This is a genomic window from Bacillus sp. FSL W7-1346, from assembly GCF_038593335.1.
Classification (GTDB): domain Bacteria; phylum Bacillota; class Bacilli; order Bacillales; family Bacillaceae; genus Bacillus; species Bacillus altitudinis.
Genome location: NZ_CP151988.1, coordinates 179,345 through 206,323 on the forward strand (window position 1 = coordinate 179,345; position 26,979 = coordinate 206,323).

Annotated in this window: 24 protein-coding genes and 5 tRNA genes; 26 read left to right on the top strand and 3 right to left on the bottom strand. The window is 41.2% G+C overall.

What is annotated here, in order from left to right:
* Positions 1-10 precede the first annotated feature (10 nt).
* Genes NST09_RS01015 through murQ form a run of 3 tightly spaced genes read right to left on the bottom strand, consistent with a single transcriptional unit; the run spans position 11 to position 3,180 of the window.
* Positions 11-1,390, bottom strand: coding sequence for a PTS transporter subunit EIIC (locus NST09_RS01015; RefSeq protein WP_113747568.1), 1,380 nt, complete (start codon positions 1,388-1,390; stop codon positions 11-13).
* The gene (locus NST09_RS01020) at positions 1,387-2,256 is read right to left on the bottom strand and encodes a MurR/RpiR family transcriptional regulator (protein ID WP_007498558.1); all 870 of its coding nucleotides are present in this window, start codon (positions 2,254-2,256) and stop codon (positions 1,387-1,389) included. The genes NST09_RS01015 and NST09_RS01020 overlap by 4 nt, the downstream gene beginning before the upstream one ends.
* A 12-nt stretch (positions 2,257-2,268) precedes the next feature.
* Positions 2,269-3,180, bottom strand: a complete 912-nt coding sequence (murQ, locus tag NST09_RS01025; protein WP_110487735.1) for an N-acetylmuramic acid 6-phosphate etherase — start codon at positions 3,178-3,180, stop codon at positions 2,269-2,271.
* Positions 3,181-3,400: 220 nt separating this feature from the next.
* Between murQ and NST09_RS01030 the strand changes: the two genes are divergently transcribed.
* From NST09_RS01030 to skfF, 26 genes are all read left to right on the top strand, one after another.
* A tRNA-Glu gene (locus NST09_RS01030) sits at positions 3,401-3,475 on the top strand.
* 6 nt (positions 3,476-3,481) lie between these two features.
* A tRNA-Val gene (locus NST09_RS01035) sits at positions 3,482-3,557 on the top strand.
* A gap of 3 nt (positions 3,558-3,560) precedes the next feature.
* Positions 3,561-3,633, top strand: a tRNA-Thr gene (locus tag NST09_RS01040).
* Positions 3,634-3,661: 28 nt separating this feature from the next.
* Positions 3,662-3,746 (top strand) — tRNA-Tyr (locus NST09_RS01045).
* A gap of 4 nt (positions 3,747-3,750) precedes the next feature.
* Positions 3,751-3,822: transfer RNA gene (locus tag NST09_RS01050), tRNA-Gln, on the top strand.
* 137 nt (positions 3,823-3,959) lie between these two features.
* Complete coding sequence (gene rocF / locus NST09_RS01055) at positions 3,960-4,871, top strand: arginase (RefSeq protein ID WP_048001374.1); 912 nt, start codon at positions 3,960-3,962, stop codon at positions 4,869-4,871.
* A gap of 185 nt (positions 4,872-5,056) precedes the next feature.
* Complete coding sequence (sigW, locus tag NST09_RS01060; RefSeq protein WP_007498553.1) at positions 5,057-5,620, top strand: RNA polymerase sigma factor SigW; 564 nt, start codon at positions 5,057-5,059, stop codon at positions 5,618-5,620.
* A gap of 14 nt (positions 5,621-5,634) precedes the next feature.
* Positions 5,635-6,261, top strand: a complete 627-nt coding sequence (gene rsiW / locus NST09_RS01065) for an anti-sigma-W factor RsiW (RefSeq protein ID WP_048001383.1) — start codon at positions 5,635-5,637, stop codon at positions 6,259-6,261.
* Positions 6,262-6,465: 204 nt separating this feature from the next.
* Positions 6,466-7,287, top strand: coding sequence for a diadenylate cyclase CdaA (cdaA, locus tag NST09_RS01070; protein WP_008344027.1), 822 nt, complete (start codon positions 6,466-6,468; stop codon positions 7,285-7,287).
* Complete coding sequence (locus NST09_RS01075; RefSeq protein WP_035704327.1) at positions 7,280-8,686, top strand: YbbR-like domain-containing protein; 1,407 nt, start codon at positions 7,280-7,282, stop codon at positions 8,684-8,686. The genes cdaA and NST09_RS01075 overlap by 8 nt, the downstream gene beginning before the upstream one ends.
* 25 nt (positions 8,687-8,711) lie before the next feature.
* The gene (glmM, locus tag NST09_RS01080) at positions 8,712-10,058 is read left to right on the top strand and encodes a phosphoglucosamine mutase (protein ID WP_008360584.1); all 1,347 of its coding nucleotides are present in this window, start codon (positions 8,712-8,714) and stop codon (positions 10,056-10,058) included.
* A gap of 577 nt (positions 10,059-10,635) precedes the next feature.
* Positions 10,636-12,438 (top strand): glutamine--fructose-6-phosphate transaminase (isomerizing), encoded by a 1,803-nt coding sequence (glmS, locus tag NST09_RS01085; RefSeq protein ID WP_008360582.1) that lies wholly within the window; start codon positions 10,636-10,638, stop codon positions 12,436-12,438.
* 112 nt (positions 12,439-12,550) lie between these two features.
* Positions 12,551-14,275: an AAA family ATPase gene (locus NST09_RS01090; RefSeq protein ID WP_342493242.1), complete on the top strand. Its 1,725-nt coding sequence runs from the start codon at positions 12,551-12,553 to the stop codon at positions 14,273-14,275.
* A gap of 36 nt (positions 14,276-14,311) precedes the next feature.
* Positions 14,312-15,163 carry a DNA adenine methylase gene (locus NST09_RS01095; RefSeq protein ID WP_342493243.1) on the top strand — a complete coding sequence of 284 codons (852 nt, stop codon included), beginning with the start codon at positions 14,312-14,314 and terminating at the stop codon, positions 15,161-15,163.
* Between the two features lie 223 nt (positions 15,164-15,386).
* Positions 15,387-15,578, top strand: a complete 192-nt coding sequence (locus NST09_RS01100; protein ID WP_025206634.1) for a PLD nuclease N-terminal domain-containing protein — start codon at positions 15,387-15,389, stop codon at positions 15,576-15,578.
* A gap of 14 nt (positions 15,579-15,592) precedes the next feature.
* Positions 15,593-16,510 carry an ABC transporter ATP-binding protein gene (locus NST09_RS01105; protein ID WP_342493244.1) on the top strand — a complete coding sequence of 306 codons (918 nt, stop codon included), beginning with the start codon at positions 15,593-15,595 and terminating at the stop codon, positions 16,508-16,510.
* Positions 16,507-17,271: an ABC transporter permease subunit gene (locus tag NST09_RS01110; RefSeq protein ID WP_050826855.1), complete on the top strand. Its 765-nt coding sequence runs from the start codon at positions 16,507-16,509 to the stop codon at positions 17,269-17,271. Before NST09_RS01105 ends, NST09_RS01110 begins: the two co-directional genes overlap by 4 nt.
* A 155-nt stretch (positions 17,272-17,426) precedes the next feature.
* Complete coding sequence (locus tag NST09_RS01115; protein WP_008343922.1) at positions 17,427-18,146, top strand: ABC transporter ATP-binding protein; 720 nt, start codon at positions 17,427-17,429, stop codon at positions 18,144-18,146.
* Positions 18,115-20,580: an FtsX-like permease family protein gene (locus NST09_RS01120; RefSeq protein WP_241511692.1), complete on the top strand. Its 2,466-nt coding sequence runs from the start codon at positions 18,115-18,117 to the stop codon at positions 20,578-20,580. The genes NST09_RS01115 and NST09_RS01120 overlap by 32 nt, the downstream gene beginning before the upstream one ends.
* Positions 20,581-20,585: 5 nt before the next feature.
* The gene (locus NST09_RS01125) at positions 20,586-21,098 is read left to right on the top strand and encodes a PadR family transcriptional regulator (protein ID WP_007498534.1); all 513 of its coding nucleotides are present in this window, start codon (positions 20,586-20,588) and stop codon (positions 21,096-21,098) included.
* Positions 21,099-21,224: 126 nt separating this feature from the next.
* Positions 21,225-21,623, top strand: coding sequence for a RidA family protein (locus NST09_RS01130; protein WP_057078691.1), 399 nt, complete (start codon positions 21,225-21,227; stop codon positions 21,621-21,623).
* A 251-nt stretch (positions 21,624-21,874) separates the two neighbouring features.
* On the top strand, positions 21,875-22,042 hold the full coding sequence (gene skfA, locus NST09_RS01135) for a sporulation killing factor (RefSeq protein ID WP_017366484.1): 168 nt from the start codon (positions 21,875-21,877) through the stop codon (positions 22,040-22,042).
* 64 nt (positions 22,043-22,106) lie between these two features.
* The gene (gene skfB / locus NST09_RS01140; protein WP_342493245.1) at positions 22,107-23,342 is read left to right on the top strand and encodes a sporulation killing factor system radical SAM maturase; all 1,236 of its coding nucleotides are present in this window, start codon (positions 22,107-22,109) and stop codon (positions 23,340-23,342) included.
* Entirely contained in the window at positions 23,335-24,825 is a 1,491-nt protein-coding gene (locus NST09_RS01145) for a type II CAAX endopeptidase family protein (protein WP_342493246.1), read from the top strand. The genes skfB and NST09_RS01145 overlap by 8 nt, the downstream gene beginning before the upstream one ends.
* A 17-nt stretch (positions 24,826-24,842) precedes the next feature.
* Positions 24,843-25,565: an ABC transporter ATP-binding protein gene (locus NST09_RS01150; protein WP_019744076.1), complete on the top strand. Its 723-nt coding sequence runs from the start codon at positions 24,843-24,845 to the stop codon at positions 25,563-25,565.
* Complete coding sequence (skfF, locus tag NST09_RS01155) at positions 25,558-26,979, top strand: sporulation killing factor system integral membrane protein (RefSeq protein WP_283931191.1); 1,422 nt, start codon at positions 25,558-25,560, stop codon at positions 26,977-26,979. Before NST09_RS01150 ends, skfF begins: the two co-directional genes overlap by 8 nt.

Here is a 26,979-nt window from a genome sequence, read left to right on the forward strand (position 1 = left end):
GCTAGACCTCCTATTGCTTATTTTCCTCGAATTCAACAGCCATATCATCATGAAATCCGAATAAGTATGTGAAGATAAATCCAGCGACATATGCAATGAAGAGTCCTATTAAGTAAAGCAGCATTTGATGTGTGTGAACGATAAAGGTTAATGGGAGACCTGATACCCCGATTGCTTTAGTGGCGATTTGGAAATAGGCTTGAAATGCTCCGCCGATTCCAGCGCCGAGACAAGCAGTGAGGAAGGGTCTTCCGAGCGGGAGTGTGACACCGAAAATGAGCGGTTCTCCAATTCCAAGCATTCCTGAAGGAAGTCCGCCTGCAATGGCTCTTTTCAGCTTTTTCTTTTTTGTTTTCATATAAATGGCAAAGGCAGCACCGACCTGTCCTGCGCCTCCCATAGCGAGGATTGGCAGAAGCGGGTCATCTCCAATTGAATTAATCAGTTCCATATGAATAGGTGTTAGGCCTTGGTGAAGTCCAGTGACAACAAGAGGAAGGAAGGTCGCACCAAGAACAAATCCGGCAAAAATACCGCCAATGTTTAATAGATAAGTAAGTCCAGAGGTGATGGCATCAGATATAAATCCGCCGACTGGCATGAAGATAACGTACGTGAAAATGCCTGTAATGAGTAGTGTGATGGTTGGTGTGACGATGATATCGAGTGATTGCGGGACGAAGCGTCTGATCCGGGTTTCAACAAGTGCCATAAAAATAGCAGCAAGAAGAACACCGATAAGTCCGCCTCTGCCTGGTAGAATATTAGTGCCAAATAACATAATATCAGCGGCAGCTGGGTTAATGATGAGAATACCTGCTAATGCGCCTAATGCAGGAGAGCCACCAAATTCTTTTGCGGCGTTTGTTCCTACTAATATACCGAGATAAGCAAACAAGCCTGAGCCTATAACGGTTAGGATAATCGCAGCTTGAGATTTTTCATCGAGCCAGCCTGCTTGCACGATCGCTTTTGTAATACCCGTTATAAGACCCGATGCAACGAGTGCTGGAATAATGGGAATGAAAATGCTGGCGATCCGCCGTAAGAACAGCTTGAATGGTGTGCGGTTCTTTTGTGAAATGGCTTGTTTGTTTTTCTGTGCTTCGTTGTTTAAATCATATGAACCTGAGGCATTGAGCAGCTGTTCAAACGCACTTGATACTTGGTTGACAACACCTGTGCCTAAAATGATTTGCAGTGTTTCCGCTTCGACGACGCCAATGACGCCATCGAGTTCTTTGATCGCGGTGGTTTGCACTTTTTCACGATCAATGGGTGTAATTCGAAGTCGTGTCATACAATGTGTGTGGGAAGAGATGTTTTCAGAACCACCACAGAGTGAAAGGATTTCTTTCGCCAACTGCTGATATTTCTTTTGATGACTCATGTTGAATCCCCCTTTGTTTTTCGTTTCATGGAGCGGATGGCATGCCTTGTTTTGTCAATATATTGTGCTGTCTGTTCATATTGACGGGAGGCTAAACTGAGGAACAAGACATCGATTAAATAGAGCTGTGCCATTCTAGAGGAAGTGGCAGCACTGCGAAAAGGTGCTTCATTGGAACCAGACGTTGATAGATGAACATCACACAATGCAGAAACGCTTGTATGACCTGGGTGCGTTAAAGCAATGGTTTTTACTTCATTTTCTTTGGCGAGCTGAAGGGCTTGGATGATGTCTAATGTTTCTCCTGAGAAGGATATACCGAACACAATGTCATTCTTTCCAGCATTTGCGATGACCGTAGATGCGATGTGCATGTCAGTGAAGGCGGTGGCTGCATAATTGATTCTGAGAAATTTCTGCTGGGCATCAGCTGCGACGATGCCAGATGCACCCACACCGATAAAATGGATTTGGTTTGCATTCAGCAGCAGTTGCACAGCTTTTTCTAAAGCTTCTACATTTAAAATAGAGGCTGTATCTTTGATCGATTGAATGGTGTTTCCTGCTGTCTTTTGAATAATGGATTGAAGTGGTTCATCTTGTTCGATATCCCGGTAGCCTTGTTTATCAGTGTGCATTAAGTCTCCAGCGATCCGCATTTTCAAATCGTGATAGCCATCCAGCCCGAGAGACTTACAGAGACGGATGACGGCAGAGCTGCTTGCACCGGCAGCCTGACTGATTTCATGCACTGTGCTTTTAATGACTTTGTCAGGATGGGCAAGGATATAGTCTGCAATGATTTTTTCAGATTGGGGAAGCTTTGATTTCATTGTGTGTAGTAGGGTGAGTCCGCCTGCTGACATGAGTTTCCTCCTTTAAGATTGATGACGTAAGATGGCTTTGTCGATGTGACCATCTGCTTTGTTGAGCAGGTCTTTGGCTGTCTTTTTATCTGTTTTGGTTTGGAGCATGACGATGGCTGTTTTAACTTCTAAATCGGCTGCTTCAAGTGCTTTTACGGCTTGTTCGTAGGGAGCATTGGTCACATGCTGAATGATGGTGATGGCGCGTTCTTTTAGTTTATGATTACTTACTTTTACATCCACCATCAGGTTTTCATATACTTTGCCTTGTCTGATCATGACAGAGGTGGAAAGCATATTTAAAATCATTTTATGAGCGGATGCGGCTTTCATTCGTGTTGACCCAGTGATGGCTTCTGGTCCTACGACGACTTCAATGGCGCAGTCTGCTAGTTCGCTAATCTCTGCTTGTTCATTGCAGCTGAGGGCTACTGTTTTTGCTCCAATGGTTCTAGCATAGTTTAAAGCGCCAATGATATAGGGTGTTCTACCGCTCGCCGCGATGCCGACAACCGTATCTTTTGATGTCAGGTGGATGTGTTCTAAATCTTTTTGACCAGCTTCTTCACTGTCTTCCACATCTTCTGCTGCATGTGAAAAGGCAGAGTCGCCACCGGCCATGATGCCTACGATGACATCAGGTGAAATGCTATAGGTAGGTGGACATTCGACCGCATCCATTACCCCAATTCTGCCACTTGTTCCAGCGCCTAGATAAATGAGTCTGCCCCCATTCGAGATGGATTCAAAGGCAAAGTCACTTGCTGTCTTTACGTCTGGAAGGACACGGTTGACGGCTTGAGCGACCTTCATATCTTCCGCATTGATCATTTGGAGCATTTCTAGCGGGCTTGCTTGTGAAATTCCCATGGTGTTAGGGTTTCTTGATTCTGTTGTCAAAGAACGCAGTTGAGATGGCTGCATGTGACATACCTCCTTATTTCTTCATTTTCAGTATATTGAGTATGACATGAAATTTCAATATTATATTTAAATACTGAAATTATATTTCAGTCAAAATGTTGTGCTGATGAGGGTTGAATAGTTAGAAAATAAAAAAAATAAAAACCCCCTTTACAAAAGGGGGACAACCTGTATATAATAACTTTTGTCAGCTTCACGGAAACAGTAAACTTGACAAACTGGCCCGTTGGTCAAGCGGTTAAGACACCGCCCTTTCACGGCGGTAACACGGGTTCGAATCCCGTACGGGTCACCATGATGTGGAGGATTAGCTCAGCTGGGAGAGCATCTGCCTTACAAGCAGAGGGTCGGCGGTTCGAGCCCGTCATCCTCCACCATATGCCGGTGTAGCTCAACTGGTAGAGCAACTGACTTGTAATCAGTAGGTTGGGGGTTCAAGTCCTCTTGCCGGCACTGTTTTTCTTTTATCAATTCCATATGTGGAGGGGTAGCGAAGTGGCTAAACGCGGCGGACTGTAAATCCGCTCCCTCCGGGTTCGGCGGTTCGAATCCGCCCCCCTCCACCATTTTTGGGCTATAGCCAAGCGGTAAGGCAACGGACTTTGACTCCGTCATGCGTTGGTTCGAATCCAGCTAGCCCAGTTAAGACACCTTTTTTAAAAAGGTGTCTTTTTTTTATTTTGACGATTGGAATGTATAACTATTCAAAATATTGTTGAGTTGAGTCAGAAGGCACCGAGAAAGTAAAATATAAGCATGAACGGAAAGGGGATGTACATATGGGAGATCAAAAGAAGGTCACGATTGTTGGGGTGCCGATGGATCTCGGTCAAATGAGAAGGGGCGTTGATATGGGGCCGAGTGCCATTCGCTGTGCTGGTGTAAAAGAAAAATTGGAATCGCTTTCATTTGATGTCGAGGATCTAGGGGATATTCCCGTTGAGCAAAGAGATGATGAGAAAGGTCTCTATACAAGTGAAAAACTGAAAAACTTAACGGAGAATGCTGGCGCGAACCAGCTTCTTGCTGAAAAGGTTAGCAGTATTGTGCAGTCAGGTTCGTTTCCGCTGATTTTAGGCGGGGATCATAGCATTGCAATTGGTACACTAGCCGGTGTAGCCAAGCATTATGAAAATTTGGGTGTCATTTGGTATGATGCACACGGTGATTTAAATACAGAGGAAACCTCTCCTTCTGGGAATATTCATGGGATGCCACTTGCTGTCAGTCTCGGTCTTGGGCATGCTGATCTAACGAATATTGGCGGTTATGCGCCAAAAGTAAAGCCTGAGAATGTGATCTTGATTGGTGCTCGTTCTTTAGATGAAGGAGAGCGGGCATTGATTAGAGAAAAAGGCATTAAAGTGTATACGATGCATGAAATTGATCGATTAGGGATGACGAGAGTAATGGAGGAAGCCATTGCGTATTTAAAAGAAAGAACAGATGGTGTTCATTTGTCGCTTGATTTAGACGGCCTTGATCCAGCGGAGTGCCCTGGCGTGGGAACGCCGGTTGCTGGCGGCATCAGTTATAGAGAGAGTCATCTTGCAATGGAGCTTTTAGAGGAAGCAGGGATTTTGACTTCTGCTGAGTTTGTTGAGGTGAATCCGGTATTAGATGAGAAAAATAAAACAGCAGAAGCGGCAGTTGCATTAATTGGTTCTTTAATGGGTGAAAAGCTATTATAGAGCGGGACTTGTTCCCGTTCTTTTTTTAATTTTGGGGAAATTTAAGGATATGTTAAGGTTTTTACCGGCTGATAAGCGTAACATGCTGTCAAAAATTTGTTACACTATTTTTTAGAGGAGAATGAAACCTTTTGGAACGAGGTTCGTATACATAAAGACCGGTGAAGGCAGAGGTTGAATATACTATGGAAACAATGATTAAAAAGAGAATTAAGCAAGTGAAAAAAGGCGACCAGAACGCATTTGCAGACATCGTAGACCTGTATAAAGACAAAATTTATCAGCTGTGCTATCGTATGCTTGGGAATGCACATGAAGCAGAAGATATTGCGCAGGAGGCGTTTATTCGTGCCTATGTGAATATTGAGAGCTTTGATGTGAATCGTAAGTTTTCCACGTGGCTGTACCGCATTGCAACCAACCTGACCATCGACCGTATTCGTAAAAAAAAGCCGGATTATTATTTAGATGCAGAGGTGGCAGGGACAGAAGGACTGAATATGTATTCTCAAATTGCGGCTGACGGCATTTTGCCAGAGGACGAGGTGGTGTCGCTTGAATTATCGAGCACCATTCAGCAAAAAATTTTAAGATTACCCGATAAATATCGCTCGGTCATTGTATTAAAGTATATTGATGAACTCTCGTTAAAAGAAATTAGTGAGATTCTGAATATACCAGTTGGTACGGTGAAAACGAGAATACACAGGGGTAGAGAGGCTCTCCGGAAACAGTTGAGAGACCTTTGAGTGAGGTGATTTTGATGAGCTGTCAGGAAAAAATCGTCCTGCTTATGCATCAGTATTTAGACGGGGACATTGAGCCCGAAGATGAAATAGAATTAAAGAGCCATCTGCAATCGTGTGAGGAATGCCGTACTCATTTTCAACAAATTGAGAAATCCATCGCGCTCGTGCAGAGTACATCTCATATAGAAGCACCATCTGATTTCACTGCAAAGGTGATGGCAGGTCTTCCAAAGGAGAAAAAGCGTGTGTCGATTCAAAGATGGATCAAAGCTCATCCGCTAATGGTCGCCGCTGCCCTCTTTGTCATATTGATGGGAGGCAGTCTGTTTACAAGCTGGAATACGGATCATAATTTCAGTGTGTCAAAGCAGCCGAATCTCGTGGTTGAAAATGATACAGTGACGGTACCTAAAGGGGAAACCGTCAAAGGTGATGTCACTGTGAAAAATGGCAAGCTGATTGTAGAAGGCAAGGTTGATGGGAACGTAACAGTCGTCAATGGAGAACAGCTGACTGCTTCTGCCGGACAAGTCACTGGTCAAATCAATGAAATTAATGAAGTGTTTGATTGGGTTTGGTACAAAATGAAGTCTACAGCACAAGACGTGATGCGGGTCATTGGGCCAGAGGAGCAAAAGTAAATCAAACAGTTTGAGAGCAGTCTCTAAGGGGACTGCTCTTTTTCTATTGATGGACAGACTTGAATGCCAGCCAGATATGGCAACTATTTTCCTTGCTGAAACAAAATGTGGTATAATAGCCACGCTATGTACTTACACATAGGCTCTTTTTTTATAAAAAATAAATCGAACGAAGAATAACTGAAAATTCTGGAGGACGAGGAAATGGCTTTAGGGGATATTCCTTTTTTGCAGTACCTCGGTAATGCTGTTGATATTCTCGTTGTTTGGTATGTGATATATAAATTAATGATGGTCATCCGCGGAACAAAAGCGGTTCAGCTTTTAAAGGGAATTGTCGTCATTGTTCTCGTCAGGATGGGAAGTGCGTATCTCGGTCTTAACACACTTCAATGGCTGATGGATCAAGCGATTACGTGGGGGTTCCTTGCGATCATTATTATTTTTCAGCCAGAGCTAAGGAGAGCGCTTGAGCAGCTTGGGCGCGGCCGTTTCTTCTCTAGAAGCGGAACACCTGTAGAGGAACAGCAGCAGAAAACGATCGAGGCAATTACAAAAGCAATTAACTATATGGCAAAACGAAGAATAGGCGCGCTGTTAACGATTGAGCGCGATACTGGAATGAATGATTACATAGAGACCGGAATTCCTTTAAATGCAAAGGTCAGTTCTGAGCTGCTGATTAATATTTTCATTCCGAATACACCGCTTCATGACGGTGCTGTGATTATGAAGCGTGATGAGATTGCAGCTGCAGCGTGTTATTTACCGCTGTCTGAAAGTCCTTTTATCTCTAAGGAGCTCGGTACACGTCACCGCGCGGCAGTTGGTATTAGTGAAGTAACGGACAGTTTAACCGTCATCGTCTCCGAGGAGACAGGCGGCATTAGTGTCGCAAGAAATGGTGATCTCCATCGAGAATTGACAGAAGAAGCGCTTGAAGAAATGCTGATTGCTGAGTTTAGTAAGAACAGCAAAGATGCTTCCTCGACCAAATGGTATTGGAGGGGCAAGAAAAATGGATAAGATTTTGAATAATCGCTGGGCCGTTAAGTTTCTTGCATTGGTCTTCGCTTTATTGCTGTATGGTGCAGTCAATTCAGCGCAAGCGCCCACGCCGAAAAAAATCGGTGAATCCTTTTTCCCAACATCGACAACAGACGAAGCAACCTTAACGGACATTCCTGTTAAAGCATATTATGACGACGAAAAGTATGTAGTCACTGGTGTGCCGCAGACAGTCAATGTCACGATTAAAGGATCAACTAGTGCTGTGAAAACAGCAAGACAAACGAAAAATTTTGAAATTTACGCAGATATGCAAAACCTGACGACAGGTACACATAAAGTCGAATTGAAGGCAAGAGATGTATCGAAAGGAATCACGTTAACGATTAATCCGTCTGTGACGACTGTGACGATACAAGAAAAAACGACAGCTGAATTCCCTGTTGAAACGGAATTTTATAATCAAAATAAAATCAAAGACGGCTATTCACCAGAGCAGCCTATTGTGAATCCGAAAAATGTCACGGTTACTGGCTCAAAAGACGTGATCGACAAAATTTCTGTCATTAAAGCATTTGTGAACTTAGAGGATGTCGATCAGCAAATTGAGAAAGAAGCGAAGCTCACTGTGTATGATAGCAGCGGGAATGAGCTACCAGTCGAAGTGAGTCCGTCTGTGGTAGATATTACGGTCCCGATTACGAGTCCAAGCAAGAAAGTTCCGTTTAAGATTGAGCGGACGGGCAGCTTGCCAGATGGGATCAGTATCTCAAGCATCGAGACAAGCCCAAGTGAGGTGACAGTCTACGGTTCTCAAAAGGTGCTGGATGCACTTGATTTTATTGACGGAGTTAAGCTCGACCTAAGCAAGATTAAAGATGATACAGAGATTGATGCCGACATTCCACTGCCAGATGGTGTGAAAAAGGTATCGCCTGAAACTGTTAAGATCAAAGTGAAGGTTGCAACAGCTGAAGAAAAAAAGATCGATAATGTCCCAATTTCTGTCGTGGGTCTGAGCAAGGATCTCAGCTCTGCATTTGTGAGTCCGTCTTCTGGGCGTCTCACACTAACAGCAAAAGGTTCAAAGAGTGCAATTGATAAACTAAAGGCTTCAGATATTGAAGCCTATATCAATGTGGGGGACTTAAACGAAGGAACACATGAGGTCAAAGTACAAGTGAATGGCCCTCAAAATGTGACATGGACATTATCTAGATCGAAGGTCAAAGTGAAACTGACTTCTACTGATACAGAAGATCAGCCGGCTTCTACGAATGATCGGAAAGATCAATCATCCGATGATGATCAGGAAGAGAAGAGTCAAAAGGAATCAACACAAGATAAAGCAAAAAAAGAATCAAGTCAAAGACAGCGGGTAAAAGAAGATAACAAAGAGGACGCAGCGTCCTCTTGAATGGTAAAAAAGGAGCGATTGAAACATGGGCAAGTACTTTGGAACTGATGGTGTAAGGGGTGTGGCTAATAGCGAATTAACGCCAGAGCTCGCATTTAAAATTGGGAGATTTGGCGGCTATGTGCTCACGAAGGATAAAGAACGTCCAAAGGTACTCGTTGGACGAGACACGCGTGTATCTGGTCATATGTTAGAAGGAGCACTCGTAGCAGGCTTACTTTCAATTGGAGCTGAAGTCATGCGTTTAGGTGTGATCTCAACACCTGGTGTGTCTTATTTAACGAAGGCAATGGATGCAGAAGCAGGTGTCATGATTTCAGCTTCGCATAACCCAGTTCAAGACAACGGAATTAAATTTTTCGGCGGTGACGGTTTTAAACTGTCAGATGAACAGGAAAATGAAATTGAGCAGCTAATGGATCAGCCAGTTGATCAACTGCCACGTCCGGTTGGCGCCGATCTTGGAACAGTGAATGACTACTTTGAAGGCGGACAGAAGTACTTGCAGTTCTTGAAGCAGACAGCGGACGAGGATTTCACAGGCATTCACGTGGCGCTTGACTGTGCACACGGTGCAACATCTTCTCTTGCGACACATTTATTTGCGGATTTAGATGCAGATGTGTCAACAATGGGAACATCACCAAACGGATTGAATATCAACGATGGCGTAGGTTCTACTCATCCAGAGGCACTTTCTGCTTTTGTGAAAGAAAAAGGAGCGGATATTGGTCTTGCGTTTGATGGTGATGGCGACCGCTTAATTGCAGTTGATGAAAAAGGTGATATTGTAGACGGCGATCAAATTATGTACATATGCGCACGTTATCTAAAGGGTGAAGGCCGATTGAAGGATGACACGGTCGTGTCAACGGTCATGAGTAACCTAGGTTTCTATAAAGCGCTTGAGAAGCAAGGCATTAAGAGCATTCAAACCGCTGTTGGTGACCGCTATGTGGTCGAGGCGATGAAAAAGGATGGCTATAATGTCGGAGGCGAGCAGTCAGGCCACTTGATTTTCCTTGATTATAATACGACAGGTGACGGCATGCTTTCTGCGATCATGCTGGTGAATACACTAAAAGCAACAGGAAAAACATTGTCAGAGCTTGCAGCTGAAATGGAGAAATTCCCGCAACTTCTAGTGAATGTGAAGGTATCTGATAAGTATAAAGTGGAAGAAAATGAAAAAGTAAAAGCTGTGATCCAAGAGGTTGAAAAAGAGATGAACGGTGACGGACGTATCCTTGTGCGTCCATCAGGAACAGAGCCGCTTGTACGTGTCATGGCAGAGGCGAAAACAAAAGAGCTGTGTGATGAATACGTGGCTCGCATTACGGCTGTTGTCAAAGAAGAAATGGGTATTGAGTAATTGATCAAAGCAAATCGCTAAGCAGCGGTTTGCTTTTTTTCGAATAAACGTCATAAGAGGAAAGTTCTATACGAATGATATAAGCGAGGGCAATTTGCTGCTTGCTTTCATACATAAGAGAGCACATCAAAGGTAGAACGTGACAAGCCTCATCGCATATAGTGTAGGGAGGTCTTACTTTCTAACATGAAGGGATCACCCGCTAAATTGTGATTGACGGAGGTCAGACCTTATAGTACAATCATCCTTGTGTTACTGGATTTTTATTCTAGCAGGAAAGGCAGGGTAGATGTTCAGCCACTCTTATAATTATAGCGCCCGAACTAAGCGATCGAACGAGACAGATGCTTAGTTGACGAGGATGGAGGTTATCGAATTTTTCGGCGGATGCCTCCCGGCTGATCAAATATAGAGATCACAGCCGTAAGTGTTTCTTTAAAGCAAAGAGGTGACTCTTTGTACAAAGGGAATACACATGATCTCCCAAAATAAACATGTAGAGAGGGACGAAGAAATGTCCCTTCTATTTTAGTAGGCTTTCTTTGTCCCTTTCACATGATCGGGAGGAAGAATATTTATGTGTGGAATCGTAGGTTATATTGGTCAGAATGATGCGAAGGAAATCTTATTAAAAGGTTTAGAGAAGCTTGAGTACCGTGGGTATGACTCAGCAGGTATCGCTGTAGCAAACGAAGAAGGCGTGCATGTGTTCAAAGAAAAAGGACGTATCGCTGAGCTTCGTGAAGTCGTTGATGCAAACGTGGCATCTTCAGCAGGAATTGGACATACACGCTGGGCAACACACGGTGTACCAAGCCATCTAAATGCGCATCCGCATCAAAGTGCTTCTGGCCGTTTTACGCTTGTTCATAACGGTGTCATCGAGAACTATGTACAATTGACACGCGAATATTTACAAGACGTCACACTAAAAAGCGACACAGATACAGAGGTTGTTGTTCAAGTCATCGAACAATTTGTGAATAGAGGTCTTGATACAGAGGAAGCTTTCCGTCAAACGCTTCTTCAACTAAAAGGCTCTTACGCAATTGCCCTTTTCGATAACGAAAACAAAGAAACAATCTATGTGGCGAAAAACAAAAGCCCATTATTGGTTGGTTTCGGCGAAGATTTCAACGTTGTGGCTTCTGACGCAATGGCGATGCTTCAAGTAACAAACGAATATGCGGAATTAATGGATAAAGAAATGGTCATTGTTACTAAAGACGAGGTTATTATTAAAAACCTTGACGGTGATATCATGACACGTCCTTCTTATATCGCTGAGCTAGATGCAAGCGACATTGAGAAAGGCACATATCCTCACTACATGTTAAAAGAAACGGATGAACAGCCGCTAGTGATGCGCAAAATCATCCAAGAATATCAAGACGAAAACGGCAAGTTGTCAGTTGCTGGCGATATCGCAAGCGCAGTAGCAGAAGCAGACCGCATTTATATTGTGGCTTGCGGAACAAGCTACCATGCTGGACTTGTTGGTAAACAATACATTGAAGACTGGGCGAAAGTACCTGTAGAAGTTCATGTAGCAAGTGAATTCTCTTACAACATGCCGCTTCTATCGAAAAAACCGTTGTTCATCTTCCTTTCTCAATCTGGGGAGACTGCGGACAGCCGTGCTGTACTTGTTCAAGTCAAAGAGCTTGGTCATAAAGCATTAACGATCACAAACGTACCAGGATCTACGCTTTCTCGTGAAGCGGACTTCACATTGCTTCTTCATGCAGGACCAGAAATCGCAGTGGCTTCAACAAAAGCTTACACAGCACAAATCGCTGTTCTTGCGATCCTTGCATCTGTTGCAGCTGAATTAAATGGTCAATCTCTTGACTTCGACCTTGTGAAAGAGCTTGGGATTGTAGCAAACGCAATGGAAGCCCTTGTCGATCAAAAGGATGAAATGGAACAAATCGCTCGTGACTTCTTCACAGTGACACGTAACGCATTCTTTATCGGAAGAGGACTTGACTACTATGTGTGCCTTGAAGGTTCACTCAAACTAAAAGAGATCTCTTACATCCAAGCAGAAGGTTTTGCTGGCGGAGAACTCAAACACGGCACAATTGCTTTAATTGAAGAAGGCACACCGGTCATTGCCCTTGCCACGCAAGAGCACGTGAACCTCAGCATTCGCGGTAACGTTAAAGAAGTCGTTGCACGTGGTGCAAACCCATGTGTCATCTCACTAAAAGGCCTAGAAGACGAAGGCGACCGTTTCGTCCTTCCAGCTGTACACCCAGCACTTGCACCACTTGCATCTGTTGTTCCATTACAGCTAATCGCTTACTACGCAGCACTTCACCGCGGGTGTGATGTGGATAAACCACGTAACCTTGCGAAGAGTGTGACGGTGGAGTAAGGGATATCTTTGCACTAAAAAATAAAACTACCAAATTTTTAAACCTTCATTTACAATAATAAGTAATTGAAGGTTTTTTTATCTATTATTTTAGTTGAGGGAGATATTAGGAATGTATATAGACAATATTTACATTAATAAGTATCGTCGTTTTAAAGATACTGAGATTAAATTAGGTAAATATCTCACATGTTTAGCTGGTCATAATGCCGTGGGTAAATCTACATTACTTGGACTACTGGGACATTGTGGAGAATATAAAAAAAGTGATGCAATTACGGTTTTTGGACAAAATTTCAGAGCTCATTTAAATGAAATAGTGAAGTTTTCTCCTGAATTTGATTTGTCAGGTAATAATCTATACGAAGTTCATTTTAAAGAACTGCCCGAAAGTATTAATGATTTCGATTTTACTGAAGAATTATCTTTTAGAGCGTACTGGGCTGAGAAGAAAAAAAGGTATAAGTTAGTACCAATGAAAACAGATAAAAGACAAACTGAAAAGAAAATAAAGTGGCCAACGTACTATTTGGGGTTAAGCCGTTTGTATCCTATTGGAGAGTCTAGTGAGGTAAATGAAATAAAAAACACAAAAAAACTAGATGAATCAGATAAGAGTTATTTATATAATCATTATAAAATGATCTTATCAAGTGAAGAAAAATACACAAATTTAACTTCTCTAAGTATATCAGAAGTGGATAAAAAGAAATCAATAGGAGTTTCTACTGAACATTATGACTACTTGACTAACTCTGCTGGACAAGATAATTTAGGACAAATTTTAATGAGTGTATTATCCTTTAGAAAATTAAAAGAAGAGGATGAAGAGAAATGGAATGGTGGATTGCTTTTAATAGATGAAATAGATGCTACTCTTCATCCAGCTGCACAAAATAAGTTAATAGACTTCTTATATAAAGAAGCAAAAACTATAGGTATTCAAGTGGTTTTTACAACTCATAGTTTAAGCCTACTGGAACATATAAATAAAAAAATTCAGCATAATAAAATTGAAGTAAACAATAACATTGAACTGTGTTATTTAACAGTAGCTAATTCAATTCTCGAAATTCATAGAAATCCCAAAATGAGTGGAATATATTATGATTTGACCAACACATATCAAGGTTTAGAATCTAGTAAACAAATATTAATATATTCTGAGGATGAAGAGACACGTTGGTTCTTTAATAAAATAATGGAGTATGCAGAAATAAAAGATATCTATAGATACAGTTTGATATCACCCTATTTAAAGATGTTAAAAACAAAAATCGGTTCAAATCAACTACTTACATTATTAACACAGGACTTTGATTATTTCAGTCAATGTATATTTTTATTAGATGGAGATGTTGATAGTAAGGTTATAAATAACAAAATAAGGGAATTGCCTTTTGGATATAATGATCATGCCGAAAATAATCAAGTAATTGTTAAATTACCTTGTTCAGAATCACCCGAAGCAATTTTATATGATTATATTGAAAAATTAGATGATGATACTAATATATTTAATGATTTCTTTCAGTATGGATACTCTAAACGTTCATTAGTAAATAACGGCCCAAAATCAGAAAAATATTCTCGTTTTAAAAAAGATAGAGAGAAATATAAAGAGTGGTTTAAAGATAATAAAATTATACTAGAAGTTATCATAGAGCATTGGATGAAAGACAATTTTAATATCGTTGTAGAATTCTTAATTCAATTTTCACGAACTTTTAATAATGCGGCTAAGAAAAACAATTTGTTAGTGACATCTAATGAGAGTAGACTTATAGAGTACAAAGAAAATAATCTTAATAAAAAAGGCGAAGAAATGCCTGTTTGACCTTAAAATGTAAGTTGTACTATAGGAAGTGAAAAAATGACAAATCCCTCCCCTTTAAGGTATCCGGGTGGAAAATTTAAGACATATAAATACGTAGAACAATTAATAGAGTTTAATGATAGTAATATATATATAGAACCATTTGCAGGTGGATCTGCAGTTTCTTTACAGTTGTTAATTAATGATAAAGTTAAACAAGTGTATTTAAATGACTATGATAGATCAATATATGCCTTTTGGTATTGTGTGCTGTATAAAAATCAAGAATTTATAGACTTAATAAGAGAAACACCTATTAGTATGGATAATTGGTTTAAACAAAAAGAGATACAAAAAAATAAGCATCAAGAATCTTTATTAAGCTTAGGTTTCTCTACATTCTTTTTAAATAGAACAAACAGGTCTGGTATTATAAAGGCAGGAGTTATAGGTGGCATAACTCAAAGCGGTAATTATAAACTTGATTGCAGATATTCTAAAGAAAAGCTTATAGAAAAAGTTAAAATTATAGGTGATAATAGAGATAAATTTAAAATATTTAATGTGGATGCAACAGAATTTATTAGCGATGTGATTGTCGATACAAAGGGCGCGTTTACTTTCTTCGACCCTCCTTATTATCAAAAGGGGCCAGGTCTTTATACAAATTTCTTTAAACATGAAGATCACTATAAATTATCTAAAGTAATTCAGGAAGCTTTAAACGATCAAAAGTGGATAGTTACTTATGATTATAATGAAGAAATAAAAAAGATGTATTCTTCATTATCATATAAAACTTATATATTGAATTATAGTGCTGACAGAAAGAGACAAGCATCGGAGTATATGTTTTTTTCTAATAAAACTAATATACCTGAATCAAAGGCGCTTAAATTTATTGATTGAGCCTATTTAAGCTTTGTAAGAAATTTGCACAAAGAATTTTTTGTGTATGCTATCATCAGCATCTATAAACCAGCAAGCCCAGTGAATAACCTTCACTGGGCTTTTTTATATTTATAGACCATTCGACCAATAAAAATAAAATCCATTTGAACGAATTCTCTCTTCATGTCGTCAAAAGAAGTAATACCAAAACAAATTGACGTTTGAAAAGGGAGTGGCGTGGATGGATATGAAGATGATTTTACCTCTTATTTTTCTGCAAGCGATTTTAATGGTGATTGGTTTGTTTGATTTGTTGAAAAGAGATCCATCGAGGATTAGGGGAGAAGTGAAGTGGGTTTGGGCTTTGGTGATTGTGTTTGTGGCGAGTGCTGGTCCTATTGCGTATTTCATTTTTGGTCGTAAACAATCTTAGTAGGGGGGATTCGCTTGAATATGTTGGAGTGTCACGAGCTGACGAAATCGTATGGACGGCATGAAGTGTTAAAAGATGTCTCGTTTTCTGTTGGGGAGGTTGGATGTGTTGGCTTTTTAGGAGCCAATGGAGCGGGGAAGACAACGACGATCCGGATTTTGACGGGACTTGCTCGTCCTACGTCTGGCGTTGTGAAGGTGGCAGGTTTTGATGCCACAAAGGACATGGATCAAATCAGTCAGGTGATTGGATACTGTCCGCAGCATCCTGCATTTTATCAAGATATGACGGGGCAGGAATGGATGCATTGGGTTGGCGGGTTATTTCATTTAGAGAAAAACATCATTCGTTCCAAAACAGAGGAGCTGTTGAAGCTTTGCCGTGTGTATGAGGCGAAGGATCGTGCAATTGGCAGCTATAGTGGAGGCATGAAGCAAAGACTTGCCATTGCGCAGGCGCTGATCAATAGCCCACAGGTTCTGATCCTAGATGAGCCTGTGTCGGCACTTGATCCCATGGGGAGAAAAGACGTCCTGACTTTGATTGAGCGTCTAAAGCATGAGATGCTGATCTTTATGTCGACCCATATTTTAGATGACATTGAACGTGTGGCCGATCATATTATCATGATCAACAGCGGCAAAATTGAGATGTCCTCTTCGATGAAACAGATCAAAGAAGACTATATCCAGCCCGTGATTGAATTTCAATTAGAACAACAGAATACGAAACTAGTGGCTTTGTTAAAAGAACGGGATTGGGTGGAGGAATGTATTGAGACAGGAGGCACTTATCAGGTGCGAGTCAAAGATCAACATACGGCATTGGAGGAGCTGCCGGGTCTCATCACTGAAACTGGCGGTGTTCTTCTCCAATATCGACTATCTAAGCTAACGCTTGAAGATATTTTCATGAAGGTTGTGACGGCATGATGATGTTGAAAAAGGAATTTAGGGAGTTATTCACTAGTTATAAAATCTTATTTGTGCCGATCATTTTTACGATTTTAATGATTACACAGCCTATTACGCTCAAAATGCTGCCGGACCTTTTATCGAAATCCGCTAATTTACCTGAAGGGTCTACATTTTATATACCAGAGCCTAGTGCTGGAGAGGCTTTAGCTAGTGCATTGAGTAAATTTGATTCACTCGGCGTGTTTATCCTCATTATGATCGTGATGGGGACGATTGCTGGAGAGCGTGCCTCTGGGGTGACGGCGATGATTATGGTGAAACCGATCAGTCGAATGAGTTATTATGCCTCAAAAATATGTGCCTATGCCTGTTTAACTTTGTTTAGTTTGGTAGTGGCGGTTCTAGCTTCCGTTTATTATGTAGACATTCAATTTGGGCATGTGGCTTGGGGCGATGTGTTAAAAGGAACGTTTTTGTATTATCCAAACTTACTGCTTATTGTAGTATCGACCATTTGTGCATCGGCGTTCTTTAAGCGCTCAGTGACTGCGGGCGGCGTTTCCCTTTTGATCAATCTCATCCTGTTTACCGTTCCTTCGTTTTATGAGAATACATTAGGGAAGTTTGCACCTAAAGGCGTCACAAGTGCGGCTGAGGAGATGATTCATAGAGGGACTTATTCGGATCAGGCACTCACAAGCTTTCTAGGTGTATCGGTATTGATTGGTTTCTTTTTTCTCATCGGATGGTTTCTTTTTAGAAAACAAGAATTATAGCATGATGTACCCTTTGGATATGAAAATCTAAAGGGTTTTTTATGTATTTAGTAAGTAAAAAATAAGACATAAATACATATTATCATGATTTAAATGTTGAAATAATATATACTTAGTATATAATTACTCCGTAAAGGGATGGGAGGAGTTTGCAGATGATTCAGATCGAGAATGTGAAGAAGGAATTCTTTCAAGGCCAGGAGCGGACTGAGGTGCTGAGGGGCGTTGATTTGACGGTAGAAGAAGGGGAGTTTGTAGCGGTGATGGGACCGAGTGGTTCTGGAAAAAGTACATTACTTCAGCTGTTAGGCGGGCTTGATCTGCCTACTGATGGAGAGATTTTGATAGATGAGCATCAGTTGAGTGAGATGAATGAGAAAGAGAGAACGATTTTTCGCCGAAAACAGATAGGGTTTGTGTTTCAAAATTATCAGTTGCTACCTACATTAACTGTCGAAGAAAATGTGGCGTTTCCGCTGCATGCAGATGGACGTTTAACAAAGGAGAATCAACAGACGGTTGTAGAGCTGTTAGAGGCTGTTGGCTTGAATGGACTTGGACGGAAACGGGCTAGTTTGCTGAGCGGCGGGCAGCAGCAGCGTGTAGCGATTGCAAGAGCTCTAGTCAATCAGCCGTCAGTGTTGTTAGCAGATGAGCCGACGGGGAACTTGGACCGGCATAGAGCGGAGGATATTTTGGCGTTAATGTGCAAGTTCAATCGAGAAAGCAAGCAGACGATTATCATGGTGACGCATGATATTTTCGCAGCAGGATTTGCGGATCGAATCATCCTTTTTAAAGATGGTGTTATTGATCAAGTGATCTCTAGAAAGGATGATGATTATGCTCAGTATGTGGCGAATTTCATGGCGTAACATGATTCAGCATAAAAAGCGGTTCGCCATTTCTGTCTTAGGCATCATGGTGGGGATTGCTTTTGTCACGTCGATGCTCATTGCCGATCGAACGACAAATGATGTGTTTCATTACTATGAGCAAATGTATGTCGCTGATGCAGATTATTGGGTGTTGAGTGATGATCATACGTATGATGAGGAACAGATCTCATCCATTTTAAAGCATCCTGATGTGACAGGATCATTATTAGCGCTGGATAAACAGACGTTTTTTGATGTAGAAGGTGATCACTCTCTTAACCAACGGGCGGTACGAATTACCGGAGTACAAGATCAAACGAGCTCTTTACTGAAGCTGCCTGTGATTGAAGGGCGTTTGGATAATCAGGGGTTGGTCATACCAGATGTTGTGGCGAAGCTGCTGAATAAAAAAGTGGGAGATACCATTCGTTTTTCTGATTTGGGCGAAGCGAAGGTATCTGCCATTGTGGAATATACACAGCTGCTTTCAAGTCCGAGTGACTGGGAGGGTGCAGAATCATCGAGTTTTCGTGTGATGGCGCCGCTTGATTTATTGAGAGACTGGACGGGACTCGATCATCAGCTTTCTTATATGAGATTTCAGACGAATGATGGCGGAGAGCAGCTCTTTCAATCTTTACAGAAAGAGTTCAAGGATGCCGATGTTTTTGTCCAGCCTGTGGTGGCGGATGACCGGCAAAGTAATGACATTGGCGGGTTGTACACGTTCTTTTACCTCATCGCAGGGCTGTCGATGTTTATGAGCGGTTTTATCGTGTTTAATATGATTTATACGAGTGTGATGGAACGGAAAAAGGAATTTGCGATTATGAAGAGCTTTGGTTATACGCAGGGCTCTGTTTCTAAGCTGATGTTGATTGAGGTTTTGATCTTGGCATGTATTGGAACAGCCATTGGGGTGCCGATTGGCGTTTGGCTTGGAGATGTGTTCATGCAAACACTGCTTGGTGTGTTCGCTTTTGATATGGTGTATTCGTTAGATTGGCAAGTGCCTGTTGTAATTTCCGTGATCATTGGTATTGTGTTCCCTGTGCTGTTTTCGTTATTTCCGATCTATCATGCAGGGAAAACGTCTGTGCTGCTGACTTTAAAATCCACTACCCAAACTTCTGCACCGAAAAAACGATCGGTCATTAGGGCGGTGATAGGGATAGGCTTGCTTTCATTCATATGGGTGGATCATCCGGCTGCTTATCTTGGCATTTTAGCCAGCATGGTTCTGTTATTCCCATTTTTCCTGCTCTTTTTGAACCGGTTGTTGGCGCCTCTTTTGAAGCTGGTTTTTGGCTATCCAGGTCATCTATCAGCGCAGCATGTCACGCAGCAACTGAATCGAAATGCTAATACGGCGGCCATTCTAGCTGTTGGGATTGTTGTGATCTTGCTTTTAAGTGCGGTCATTGAATCGGCTCCAGACGGCTACGAAAAAGAGATTCGTCAAACGTATGGAGGCGATCTCAGGGTTACTTCTGAAGCGCCATGGACGAAAGCGGATCAAGAAAAGCTGTCATCCTATGAGGCTGTTGAGCGGGTGAAACCGATGATGGAAGCGGCTCCTTTGACATGGGAAACGGCTGATGGAGAGAAAAGACAATTTTCTCTGATCGGCGTAGAGGAAAAGGGACCGTCTTTTATAGAAGGTGACAATAAAGGCGATTTGTATCAACGATTATCAGAAACGCCTTCTATCGTGTTAGGAGAGCGTGCGTTTGATGAATGGGGTGGGCGTATTGGAGAGAGTGTGTATCTCAATGCACCTTCTGGCCGGCAACAGTTACAAGTCATTGATGTGGTCAAGACTTCTCATCATTCGGGTTATGTGGCATTTGTCGATCAGACATTTTTACAAGAGGATTTAGGGTGGGCGCAGCCTCTTGATATCCTGCTTACGTTAAAAGACAAAGGTGCCGGTGAGTCTTTACGAGATCAGCTATGGGAAGACTTTGGACAGCGGCTTTCAAAGGTGAAAACAGTAGAGGATGAGATTAAATCAACGACATCGGCTTTCACTGGTATGAACGAGTTAATTTCTATGATGCTCATTTTCATTATGGGGCTCGCGAGCATTGGAACAGCCAATACACTGCTGATGAACACGCTTGAACGAACATCTGAGATTGGCACCATGCGGGCGCTGGGGCTGACAAAGCAGCAGGTGAGAAAAATGATCGTCGGAGAAGGTGTGCTCATTGGGTTAACAGGTGTGATTGGCGGCATTTTATTTGGTGTGATTCTTCTATATATTTCAAGCCAATCTGATTGGCTGGGTGGATTTGTTTCATTCCAATTGCCGTTTGTGCATCTAATGCTGGCAGTGATCGCAGGAATTGCACTCAGTTTAGCGGCTTCATGGATTTCTAGTGCGACAGCGAGTAAAATAGAGATGATATCATCTCTCAAAGAAGGTTAAATCATATGTCAGTGAAATACGGAATTTTAACATCGCTCTGTCAGCAGCAACATCATGGATATGAATTAAAGCTAGAGCTGGAATCATTGCTCGGAATAAAAGGAAAAATCAACCCGGGTCAAATCTACACGACGCTTGATCGGTTAATTCGTGATCAATTGGTGACAGCAGTGGGAATAGATGACCAAGATCGAAAGTTGTACGACGTGACGGAAGAAGGCAGACAAGAGCTGGAATCATGGCTGTTGGCACCTGTTCCATATCATGCTGCAAAGGATGATTTTCACTTTAAATGGGGCTGTGCACGGAAAATCAGATTTCATCAAGAAAAAGAAATGCTTCAGCAGCAGAAAGCCGTCATCATGAAAGATGTGATGGAACTCACGAAGCTAAAAACGGAATGTCTTGTGCAAGGTGATGAGAGTCGGTACTTATTGATTTCTGGCACGCTGCTTCATTTAGAGGCGGATTTGAATTGGATTCATCAAATTGAGCATCGGAGCGGGTCATCATTTTAGAGAGGTCTTTCTTTTGAAGAAAGGTCTTTTTTTTGGCTTCGTTCGGAGCATACGCAGATAGGATGGGAAGAAAGTTTGGTATGATAGTTATAAATTGATTGTATTTTCAGAAAAGGGGTTTGATCAATGAAAACATCACGTAATCCTGAGACCATTCACGCACCAGTTGCACCGTACATCCATCAAATAGAGACAACAGGGCCGCAGCGGTGGTTAACCTTATCAGGGCAAGTGGGGATGGAAGTCGATGGGACCATCCCAGAGAGCCCGATGGAACAGCTCGAGCTAGCGTTAGAGAATGTAAAACGCAATGTAGAAGCGGCAGATATGAAAGTGGAAGATATAACGAAGCTTGTGTTTTATTTGGTAGGTGAGTTTGATGCTGAGAGCAGAAAACGAATCATGGGTCAGTTTTTAGGAGACCACCTGCCTTGTATGACGATGATTTATGTGGTGGCTTTGGCTTCACCTGCTTTAAAGGTCGAGGTGGATGCTTGGGCTTGTCGGGATATGGACTTGGTTTAATGATTATCTTGATGAGGTAGATAATGAAAAATTTTTGCATAAGGGAAGTATGGGCTAAAAGATTGGATTTTCATATCCAATCTTTTTTATATTTAGTTCTCTCTAATTTATTGATATAAAAACCTTTTAAGTATATTTTTAGAATATTTTACACAATTCCCCTTACTTCGACATTTTTCATATGGTAATATCAGGGTGCATAGCGATTGGGTCTATTGACACTATGCAAATTTTGAGAGGAGGTTTTACTTATGACAAGAAACCAAAAAGAATGGGAATCTGTGAGTAAAAAAAGCCTTAAGCGTCCAGGTGGTACTTCAATTGTTAAGGCGGCTGGATGTATGGGGTGCTGGGCCTCAAAAAGTATTGCAATGACACGAGTTTGTGCGCTGCCACATCCTGCAATGAGAGCTATTTAATGAATAACATAGGGAGTTAAGCATATATTGCTAGCTCCTTATTCTATAAAAGGGGTGTCTATTTATGTCAAGTAATCAACTAGCAGAATACGATTTACCTGAACTAGCGATTCATTTGCAGCCTCATGGCGCAGTTATGATAGATAGAAAATCAATGTATTATTTTAGATTGAGTGGAAGAGGGGCTCAGCTTGCATTTTTATTATCTAAGAATAAAGAAGTGAGCAAAACTGCTCGTATCTGGGAAATCGTTAAAAAGGAAGAGCTAACAGCTGATCAGTTGCGTGAAGAATTGAGTGCCCATCCTTTTACAGAAGCTTGGACACAAGGGTTATTGAATCAACCTATTCAATTTACAGGATCTTTACAGTCCTATTTACCAATTAGCTGTACTCTCCAATTAACAAACGCTTGTAACTTAGGTTGTTCCTTTTGTTATGCTAGTTCCGGTAAGCCCTATCCTGAAGAATTAACATGTTCCCAGTGGATTAATGTGATGCAAAAACTAGCTGCGCAAGGTGTGGCTGATGTCACTTTAACAGGGGGCGAAGCCAAACTCATAAAAGGTTTTAAAGAAATTGTGATGGTTGCGAGTTCATTATTTACGAACGTAAACGTTTTTAGCAATGGCTTAAACTGGAGACAAGAAGAAGTGGAATTACTCAGTCATCTAGGAAATGTATCTGTACAAATTAGTATTGACGGTACGAGCGACACTCACAATTCCTTAAGGGGAAGGAAAGGTGCTTTTCAGGAAAGTATGGAAACCATCCAGCGGTTAACAGAAGTGAAAGTTCCTGTAATTGTTGCAATGACCATCAATGAAATGAACGCTGATCAAGTAGCAGAGGTTGTTGATCATTGTGCAAAAGCAAATGCCTCCATTTTCCGTGCTGGTAAGACATTATCCGTAGGACGTGCTACAAAGAATTTTAAAGCGCTAGAAACTTCGTTTGAGCAGCGTGTTCAAAGCCAGTTACAGCAGGCGCGTTCTAAGTGGGGACACCATTTGAATATAATTGATTGGGAGCATGAAGAGAGTTCTTTTACAACTGATTTTTGTACACCGGGTTATTTGGCTTGGTATATAAGGGCAGACGGTTATGTGACACCTTGTCAATTAGAGGATATTCCTTTAGGTCACATTCTAACGGATTCTTTTTCTGATATTGGTTCACCAACACGTCTATTGAAATTGAAATGTGAAGCGAAAAACTGTAAATGTATAGGGAAAGTTGAACTATCTGAGCCAGATCTTCCCTTTGAAAATGAAATGAGAGCAGGCATCGCTCATGAATAGTATGACTTTTATTTTGTGGTCAGGTCTTGGAGTGATAGGGCTCTTCTTGTTTGCGAAGTATAGAGTGTCAACAATAGAATCAAACCTTTTAGATAAAATTGAGGCAAGAAAAGTTGGTATCGATTTTATTAGAGAGTTTGTGGGCATAGACGTGGAAGCTTGGGAGGTATATTCAGTCTATTGGTATGATCATGAAACAGTGAATAAGTTACATCATTTAGGTTTACTTAAAAAAAATCGACATATACTTCATGAAATGGGATTGGTTGAGTCTTGGCGTGTTCGTTTTGTTCACCAAAACCAATCATTCGTGATAGGAGTAAACGCTAAAAGGGAAGTGACTTTTTTTTATGCAGATGTAAGGCAAACTTCATTATCTAAAAAAGACGGTCAGATTTCACTAGAAGGTTTAAAAGATCAATTGACTTGTTCTTCAAAGGGGTTATGGGCTAAGACAAAACCAACTGGTTCTGGTTCAAAAGAAGAGGATTTTCGTGAAATTAAAACATATTGGTATCTTGCTGAAAAGGAAGATATCCGACTTAAGGTAACAGTTGAAATGCAATCTGGTGTGATCACTTATATCGGCACGGATACAGAGATTTTAACGGATCAGATGAATAAAGTAATAAGAGATGAACAAGTTGAGTCTACTTTTGGTCTCTCAGGTATGTTAGGATCAGCTGCTGCGATGATCATGGCTATATTAGTTTTAGTTTTAATGAATGTTCAAATTCACCTCACATTAAGTCTTATGCTGGGTTTCATGATTGTACTAGTGCAATCTCTCACAATTAAGGAGGATATACAGTTAACGATAGTAAATGCTTACGATGCTAGGATGAGTGTTCAAACTGTTAAATTACTTGGTATACTCTCTACTTTGTTTGCAGGATTATTGACAGGATTTGTAGTATTTATATGTTCATTGGCAGGAGGCGCTCTTGCGAATGAATTAGAAATGAAATTTTTAGATGAAATCGTTGGACAAACTTTTATTGGTCTTAGCGCTGGGTTAATTAGTCTAGGCATCACATCACTGGTCTTTTACCTGTTAGAGAGAATGAATAAATTACGTATTTCTCCGGAACTATCAAATAGAAGTATGTTTTTATCTGGATTTACTTTAAGACAAGGGCTTAATATGAGTCTGCAAAGTTCTATTGGGGAAGAAGTAATATACCGACTCTTAATGATTTCTTTTATATTTTGGTTTAGTGGGAGTGCGATATTGTCCATTTTAATATCATCTTTTTTATGGGCAATTATGCATCAGGTCACTGGGTATGATCCAAGATGGATTCGCTGGGCGCATCTTTTTGTTTTTGGATGTTTTCTTGGTTTTCTTTATATGCATTATGGATTTATTTGTGTACTGGCGGCACATTTTATTCACAATTTTGTGCTTGTTTGTATGCCCTTATGGCAATTTAAACTTCAAAGATATCTTCATACCAAAAAGCCTCAGCATACATCACTCTAATAAAAGGGAGAGATTTGATGCCATTCATGGAGGTTCAGAATGTAAGCAAACGATATAGCAATGGTGATGGGATAGAGGGCCTTTCATTTTCTATTGAAGCAGGGGAGGTTGTGGCACTGCTTGGGCCTAATGGTGCGGGGAAGACGACAACCATTCGATGTTTAACAGGTCTCTATCAACCTGATCAAGGGGAAATACTCATAGAGGGATTTCCTCCTGGTCATTCCCATGTCCAAAAACAAGTAGCTCTTATTCCAGATCAGCCATATTTGTACCCAGATTTAACGGTTGCTGAACATGTTCAATTCCGTGCAAGAGGCTATCATAAAGGTTTAAAACAGATCAAAGAAAAGGTATTTGAGGCGTTGAAAGAAGTACATATCGAAATGAAGATGAACGAATTGTGCGGAAGGCTTTCAAGAGGTCAAAAACAGCGTGTCGTCTTAGCAGGGGCCATTGTGCAAGATGCCTCCCTTTTTATTTTAGATGAGCCGACTGTTGGGTTAGACATCCCTTCTAAACAATGGCTGTCAGATTGGCTGATACAGAAGAGTCTTCAAGGTGGTTCGGTTCTTGTGTCCACTCATAGTCTGGAGTTTGTGCTAGATACGGCAAGCAGGGTGATATTGATTCGAGACGGTGCCATCATGAAAAGTATCGCTGTTCCTAAGCGGCAGGAAGAACAAATGAAGTGGCGGGCAGAAGTCATTCAACTTCTAGGGGAGTGGTCTAGTGAATAACACGCTTTCCCTTTTATGGATGAAATCCCAAAGGCGCTTGATCAGTAAAAATCAAGAAAAGAAAATGCCCTTTCTGATCTTGCTACTTATGATGGCTGCCATCGGTTTTCAGCTGAGCGCAGTCTCAAGTATGGGCGATTGGAATGCAAGTACAGCTGGATGGATCATTGTCGTTTTATTTGTTCTTTATACTGGCTTTGGCTTGTTTTCGAATAGGCTGCCTAGTCAGATGAACGATATCATGTGGTTGTATGGAAGTGGTGCTTCCTTATGGACAGTTGTGATGAGTGTATGGGTATATCACATTTTTTGGCGATGTGCTCTTCTCATTGTTTCTGCTGTGATGGCTGATATTCTCCTTCTTTGTTTAACGAAGCAGTACTTTTTTCTACTTGGTAAATCACTCCTGTTAACAGCGCTGCTATGTATGATCGAAACATGGATGATTGCGGTATCTTGTGCAAGAACCATTCAAGTATATAAGCGAGTGCTCTTCATTGGTTTTATACTGATGTTTGGTTGTCTTTCATTGCTTATTATGAATCAATTGATATTGAAACAGTCGTCAATGATGGAGATATCTGCTTCTTTGATGTATCAAGTCGGACGCATGATAGTGGAGTTTTCATTCATTTCTGTATTGATATTACTTGGAGTGATGATTTTATCTTTCATGATGATGTACAGGTCGAGTCATCGTATAGAGATGATGGAGTCGTTAGTCAAAGAGGCGGCATTTTGGGAGGAATTTGAGGGGAAACAGGTTCATGTAAATCCAATAAGTCCAAAGAAAAGCAAGACGTGGTGGGGGCTTTCATCATTAACGGGCATCTGGTCTTTCCTTTGGCTAGAAATATTGATGATCAAAAAGTATGCTACCTTCCACCTGTTATCCACCATGCTGTTGATCGGTACTTACTATGTCGTCAGTTCTTATTTTTCAGATTGGTTGACTCTATTCTTTCTGGTCGTTGGTGCATCTGTCCTGCTCAGTTCATATTACGCTGGGATTGTAAGACACGGGCAAACGGGATTGCTGTATCTTTTTCCGGGTGCTTTATATCAAAAAATTCTTCTATTGGAAGTGTTTCAAACCTTTTGGTTGTATGGTGTCTACTTGATTTCTCTTATCTTGTTAGAGATTCATGATGTATTGTATTGGGCCATTTATGGCGTAGGGGTATATATTTGGTTTTTGACTATACGGCTCTTTGCCTTTACGCAGCCTTTGAGACGAGAAGCGAGTCTTTCTTTGGGCATCTATTATCGATCATTGCTCATCGGATCTGTCATAAGTGCTGCGGTCATCATTGGGATTCATCTGTTCACTAATGGCTGGTTTACAACGATGACATGTGTATTTGCTGGATGTGTATGTTATGTGATGTGTTATCGATGCCGTGGGACTCATTAA